Annotated in this window: 5 protein-coding genes; 2 read left to right on the top strand and 3 right to left on the bottom strand. The window is 37.4% G+C overall.

Annotation, left to right across the window (positions count from 1 at the left end; translation table 11 throughout):
- Nucleotides 1-35: 35 nt before the first annotated feature.
- Both FC093_RS17000 and FC093_RS16995 read right to left on the bottom strand, forming a co-directional pair.
- Complete coding sequence (locus FC093_RS17000) at nt 36-1,103, bottom strand: DNA double-strand break repair nuclease NurA (protein ID WP_137263002.1); 1,068 nt, start codon at nt 1,101-1,103, stop codon at nt 36-38.
- A gap of 5 nt (nt 1,104-1,108) precedes the next feature.
- Entirely contained in the window at nt 1,109-3,361 is a 2,253-nt protein-coding gene (locus tag FC093_RS16995; RefSeq protein ID WP_137263001.1) for a helicase HerA domain-containing protein, read from the bottom strand.
- Between the two features lie 93 nt (nt 3,362-3,454).
- On the opposite strand from FC093_RS16995, the gene FC093_RS16990 reads away from it, so the two are divergent.
- Nucleotides 3,455-3,706, top strand: coding sequence for a hypothetical protein (locus FC093_RS16990; RefSeq protein WP_137263000.1), 252 nt, complete (start codon nt 3,455-3,457; stop codon nt 3,704-3,706).
- 763 nt (nt 3,707-4,469) lie between these two features.
- Here the strand turns inward: FC093_RS16990 and FC093_RS16985 are convergent.
- Nucleotides 4,470-5,165 carry a hypothetical protein gene (locus FC093_RS16985; protein ID WP_137262999.1) on the bottom strand — a complete coding sequence of 232 codons (696 nt, stop codon included), beginning with the start codon at nt 5,163-5,165 and terminating at the stop codon, nt 4,470-4,472.
- A 474-nt stretch (nt 5,166-5,639) separates the two neighbouring features.
- On the opposite strand from FC093_RS16985, the gene FC093_RS16980 reads away from it, so the two are divergent.
- Nucleotides 5,640-6,155: a hypothetical protein gene (locus FC093_RS16980; RefSeq protein ID WP_137262998.1), complete on the top strand. Its 516-nt coding sequence runs from the start codon at nt 5,640-5,642 to the stop codon at nt 6,153-6,155.
- Nucleotides 6,156-6,161 lie beyond the last annotated feature (6 nt).

Genomic DNA, 6,161 nt, shown 5'->3' with positions numbered 1-6,161 from the left:
AGCCGCAGCTCTTCTACCGAAAACAGGTGGTCAATTTATAGCGAAATCACCTGGTCAATTTGCTCCGAAATGCAGTGGTCAGCTTGTAGCGAAATGGAGTGGTCAATATCAGCGAAATCTCCAACACCATCTTTTGTCGTATCAATATCAATAAAATGGTTAAAGAATGTACCTGATTTCTCTATACCAATAATAATCAAATCTTGATTATTTATACGTTTTTGCAAATTGTTTATACGTCTAAGTTCATCCTCAATAACTCTTGTCAACCAGTTAGCGGTACTAAAAACAGCAAGGGGGCCATCCATAACGAATGCCACACGTCTAAGTGTGTCCAGCCATCCTCTCCTTTCAAAAGCACGTAAAATGTGAATAAGCCAAAGTTTTTCAAGTGTTGACATTAACTGTCCAAACATTTCACCATTACTTCCGCTATCATGCATCAATTCATGCAACCGTAAAGCATCAGTTGAAAATAAAGTCTCGCCTGAATGTGGACAGGTGTACTCTCCAAAGCCGTAAGTCATTTTTTCTTCAATCCCATCAATAGGACTTTGTGGTAAAGGAGCAGTAGGAAATAATTCTTGCTTACGCCTGAAAAGGTGATGATAAGTATCCAATAATGTTTCGCCGTCCGAAAAGACAACATTGTTTTGTAACTCCTCGAATAATGCCCTCCGAAAAGAGGCTTTCGCATTTTTTTCATTATCTAATATCACATTGCAACCCGGAAAAACGCTTTCGATAGTAGATGATTTTTCGGCATCTCTTAATTGCTTAGGGCTAATAAATTCTTCTTTGGCGCATTCACGAACCTTTACAAGATCAATTAATACAGAAGCTACTGTTATATACCCAAATTCTGCACCGGGAAATCCGTTTTCAGCTTTGGCCACAAGATTACTACCATCAATTGCAACAATTAAGTCGGGCTGAATTTGACTCTGTTGAAGATTATCCTTCTTGATTATCTCCTTATCAAATTCATCCTCGTGTTCCCGTTTTCTACGAATAACAAACCGGGACTGCAATGACTTAACCTTTTCACTATCCAATAAGCGGCGCAGAGGCTCATAGCTTGCAAATTCACCTTCAAAACTCATGACTGTTAGACTTCAAATTTATCTACCTGTACTGAAATAACGAATAAGTTGCTTAATGTTTTCACTCTTAAAAATCCTTTGTCCTGCGTTCGCAGAATTGATGATTCAAAATCGGCAAAATCGTAATATTTAATTAACTCTTTAGTTTCGTCTGTGTTATTTAAATGACTTATAAACCAATTTGCTGTATTTTTTAAAATGTTTCTTTGAATGCTACTAACCTCTTGTGTTGCATACACCATCCCTATTCGATATTTGGCTCCTTCCTTGGCTGTTCTTACCCAAACATCCGTTAAGTCTAAATCATTACCAGCAGGTAAAATATTATGTGCTTCCTCTAAATAGACCAAAATTTCAGGAATACTTTCGTCACCATTTCTAAATGATTTTTGATTTTCTTTGAAGATGTGCCACATAATCCGGGTAGCAGAGGATTTATTTAATTCAGGTTCTCCACTCGACTGGTCAATGATTACCAATTTACCGTTTAGCAAATCATTATAAATGTCTTGTGCGTAATCACTTCCGATTGTTGTAGTGTGCTGAGTACTTACTCCGCCAATAAGATTCACAGCTTTTGAATAATTAAACATTTCCAAAAGACTTTCCAAATCCGACTCTGCCCACCCTTCCCCTGTGGTGTCACCAGACTCTTCATCACGATGATTATTGATATAATCCTGATTAAAAATATTAAACTCTGCTGTGGATAAGAAGTGAAATAGCCCTTCGAAGGCAGGTGCTAAACTGTCCCAACTAACAGTCTCCTGACTTAAAACTTGACCAGCAGCATTTATAAGACCTTGCTTACGTGAAAACCGTCGTTCTGTATAATTAATCATGGCATTCCTTAAATCCTGATTAAACATACCACGGATGTTTACATTCCTATTCGGTGGAATAAAACCTGCTTTGTTAAGAAGCGCTCTATATACAAGAACCCGACGTTCATATCGTCTCAGTTGACCTTGATACTCACTTTCCCTTTCAAACTCACTTTCGTTTGGAGGATTGAAGACCACCTGCCTAAAATTTTTGAGATACTGGGCTGATTGCTCAGCTAACTTAAAGTCAATGATTTCTTTCCCTATCTGCAAATTCTCTTGTTCGTAAAAGTTTATCTTCATTAACCGTCTAAAAGGGTCTTTGGGGTGGGGAAGAATACCATAAGTGACGACTTCGGACTCTATCGCTTGTTTGATTTGACCTAATATTTTTTTCTTTTCTTCTATATTATTTTCGGCTTTATATTTTAATTTCAATTCATCTGCCTTCCTTTTAAGTTGAATATCTTTCCTCCACACATTTTTTAAAGCATTTGGGTTTCCACTTCCATCTTTATCTTGTGAATTTTCATTAGCGTATTCACCATTAGGATCAAAAATGATTTGCCCTATTCTTAAAGGACTGTCGTTTGAAGCGTCGCAAATTCTCAACTCATAAACTGATTTCGCAATAATTTTAGTTGTATTGGACTTACCAGTTCTTGTCATCCCAAATAATGCGGATTTTTGACTAAGTAAATCGGCTGGGTAAATGTAAACAGGTACATTGTCTATTTTTTGGTATTGTCGATTCGTAGAAGCATATCGTACATATCCAAGCTTTACCTTTTTTGTATTCCCATATCTATCAATATGAGCTTTAATGTTTGAAGGGTCTGCGTAGTTCACAATCTCTTTCAGTGCATCTGAATTTGGTTTATAAACTTTAAGTCCTCTATTAGGATAGTAGTTGGAAATATCACTTCCAAATTTCAATTTGAGGGGGCCTGATGGATTGGATAAATCCTCTTCGAGAAAGAAAGTCCCTATTATACGGCATTGAACTCCAGCGTAGCCTAACAAACTTCGTGTTTTTGCATCCATTGCACCATCGCTATCCCAATGTCGTTCCGGTTCACCACTAATTCGTTGCGCGGTTTCAACTCTAATCCTTTCAGCTTCTTTGTCTTGCGGCAATGGAGCACTATCCATGACTCTTAACAAAACAAAAGAGGCGTCTTCTGAATTATAATCAATTGTTTTGAAAGAGTCTGCAACAGGGCTTATACGTGTAGCAATTAAGAAGCAAAGACTTGGAATGCCTCCAACTTTTTTTCGATCTGTATCATGGATAATGACTCGTGCAGTTTCATAATTTATAGAATATAAATCACCAACCTGTTCACTTGTCTGAATCAAATTTTTGAAACGTCGTTGTACTTCTATAAGTCTATCTTCTTTTCTACGGGCTTCAACACCATTTTCGATGCTCATCGTTAGTTTTGTTTAGTCAAATATATTGCTTTAGACCATTAAAGCTCCTCTTGTTCATGAAAAATTCATTATTTTGTGAATAAAGCCTTCCTTATGAAACTTAACAACACACCTATCAAAAACAGTAAAGTTCCAGCATGGCTTTGGTCAATCTGGCTAATCGGACTTACAACTGCTTTCTACTTATACAGGTTGTTTCCAGATAATATAGCTGGGTGGGTAAAAGTTACCGGTGCACTCGCTGCGCTTGTCTGTACAATGATTGGCAAAGAAAGGTATGATAAGGATGACCGGTTAGCAGACTGGATTGATGGTAAAGTAAAATCATTATTCAGGCGGTCATGATGACAATATGGTATTTTCAACTTCAACACGCATTGAATTGACAAGTAGATAGCGCAACTTGCAAATTTTTTTATGATTTGCATGAGAGTATTCAAACATATAGTCTATGATAATCAAAATCAGCAAAACAGTCATCTGGGTTATTATCGCATTGTTTGTATTGTACACTCTTATTTCAATTTACAGCTTTTGGTCGTTTCGACACAACTTGCAAGGTACTCACACGACGAAGATACAACCACTGTAAAAGCTGTAAATTAAAACAAATTCAGGTGGTAAAATGACCACTCTTTCTTTAGGCGCACGATTGCAACTCCTGTTCTGAGTGAAACGTGGACTACCTACCTGATGATAGTGTCGTACCAATTAAGATAACCTGTTCAATGCTCTTACATGGGTTAACTAAGTCTTCGTTGGATGTTCATTCTTTCCCAAAATAATTTTGAATATAGTAGCGATAGAGTTGCAAAAGAATAATTACAGCAAAGCAACCAATTGAAATAAACATAATAATATTAGACATGCTTAGATAGTCCATTGTCCGAAGAGCGATAAATAACACGAGAGAAATGATTCCAACAAGTCTTAAAATAGCAATTATATGTTTCATAGTTAAGAAATTTGGAGTTATAAAAAACTGCAGGCAACAGCTATTTTTAAATAACGGTTAATATTGCTTTGAGGAAGAGTTCCATAAAAGTTGTTTTTACAAATTTATGCAAATCTGATAACTATAGTCTGGATTGAACCTAAAGAAAGATGTTTAAGGCGTCAAACTGCCGTTTTTTTCTTGCTCAACCGTTTTTGTCATGGCAGGCATTGGCTTTTTGCAATTATGAAGATGACGCCTGAATACTTCTATGTAAGCTTTACTGTCCTTATGTATTTTGAACACCTCTTCCCCTACCAGAATATTTATACTTGCGTTTGATTTAGATATGTCTATCCTTACCATACTCCCGGCTGCAAAGTATGGTTTTGAGTCATTGCAGTAAACAGTCGTATGTTTAATAGCGGAGGCAAAGAAATCTGTATGCTCAATAAACTTAGAAATTATATTTAAAGAATTTAATACCATTGCCGGGTCTGGGATGTTATGCCAATGCTCCATTGTATTGCGGTGACTGTTTGACTTTTTTACATCTCTGGGCAGGCTAATTCCAAACTCCCGAATTAATTGTACCTTTTTGACAAACGACCACTGTTCCTCCCTTGATTGATTGTAGTACCCTAATAGCTTCAATAATCGGTTTATCTGGCAAATCAGCGCACGGTTCATGTTAGAGAGCGCGTTGATGTACTGGTGTTCATAGCCACTCTCTAAATCCTTCTGAGCATAGCTGAGATACTGCCGGGGCATAATGCTGAATGAGGTATCCACATTTGGTGAAAGGTAGTCAACTCGGTAGGTATGTTTATCCGCTAAGTATTGAAGCAGCATTTTGATGTCTATATTCATTTGTAAGTGTTTTTTAGGTGATAGAACTCCAACCAAAGCTTTGAAAGAGATCTATTACAGGGTGTAAATGATAGAACTCCGACCTTGCTTTCAGTCAGAGCCCTACCATAACTACTTGTTATATAGAACATTACGAATATACGTATTTCATCCTAAAACTGTTCAATTCTTTATTTTATGAAAAAATACCACTACTTTCACATCGCAAAATATATTGCCTATGTAAACATGTAAAAACGTACATCATCAAACATATAATTAGCGTTTAGCTGATTTCTGGACTCCGAAAACTGGCACTTTTCCATTAACCCAAGAATGAAGCAGTAGCGCTCACGTGAAAGGCGTGGGCTTATTGTCTATTGGGTTAAGGTATGCCAGTACCTCGGAATCGGTAGCTATAATGTCCCACGCTGATTATTTATGCCTATCTCATCACCTACTCTGAGGGACACAGGGAGATTTAAATCATAACCTATGTCCATTAAGCTCAAAGAAGATGAAACCATCCTTGCTCAGTGTATGATACAAGGACTTACCACCCTCCTCACCTCTGACCAGTTAATCATTATTACCGAAACTAAAGAAGACAGCTACCCATTGAAGGACATCCTTGCCATTGATGTATATGAGGATACTCAGTCGTATAATGAACAGGTAAGAAAAGAAAGCAGAAGGAAGCAAATAGCCCCGATGCTCTTTGGCATGTTGTATTGCGCCTCACTTGGAATAGCAGTGGCTTTTGCTACTAAAACACCAGCAGTAGCATTTTTTTTCCTGCCTCTCGGCATAATAGCCGGATGGCTGTATCCCAAATCATCATTATCTGATGTCATCAAAGAATCACTCCTAACTATCATTTCGAGGGATGGGGAAACCGTACAATACCAGTTTGCTAATGTGAGCACTAACGAATACCGGGTAAAGTCATTTGCAGACAAGGTGTTCGGTGTAGTTACGAAGAAAACACCTATGACGAGCTTTTTAAACTAATGTACC

Source organism: Ilyomonas limi, assembly GCF_005233845.1.
Taxonomy (GTDB): Bacteria; Bacteroidota; Bacteroidia; order Chitinophagales; family Chitinophagaceae; genus Ilyomonas; species Ilyomonas limi.
This window is presented reverse-complemented; position numbering and strand designations above follow the sequence as displayed.

What these genes read in the sequence shown, in the direction of transcription:
- FC093_RS17000 (WP_137263002.1), bottom strand. Translation starts at nt 1,103, where the DNA reads ATGAGTTTTGAAGGTGAATTTGCAAGCTATGAGCCTCTGCGCCGCTTA.
- FC093_RS16995 (WP_137263001.1), bottom strand. Translation starts at nt 3,361, where the DNA reads ATGAGCATCGAAAATGGTGTTGAAGCCCGTAGAAAAGAAGATAGACTT.
- FC093_RS16990 (WP_137263000.1), top strand. Translation starts at nt 3,455, where the DNA reads ATGAAACTTAACAACACACCTATCAAAAACAGTAAAGTTCCAGCATGG.
- FC093_RS16985 (WP_137262999.1), bottom strand. Translation starts at nt 5,165, where the DNA reads ATGAATATAGACATCAAAATGCTGCTTCAATACTTAGCGGATAAACAT.
- FC093_RS16980 (WP_137262998.1), top strand. Translation starts at nt 5,640, where the DNA reads ATGTCCATTAAGCTCAAAGAAGATGAAACCATCCTTGCTCAGTGTATG.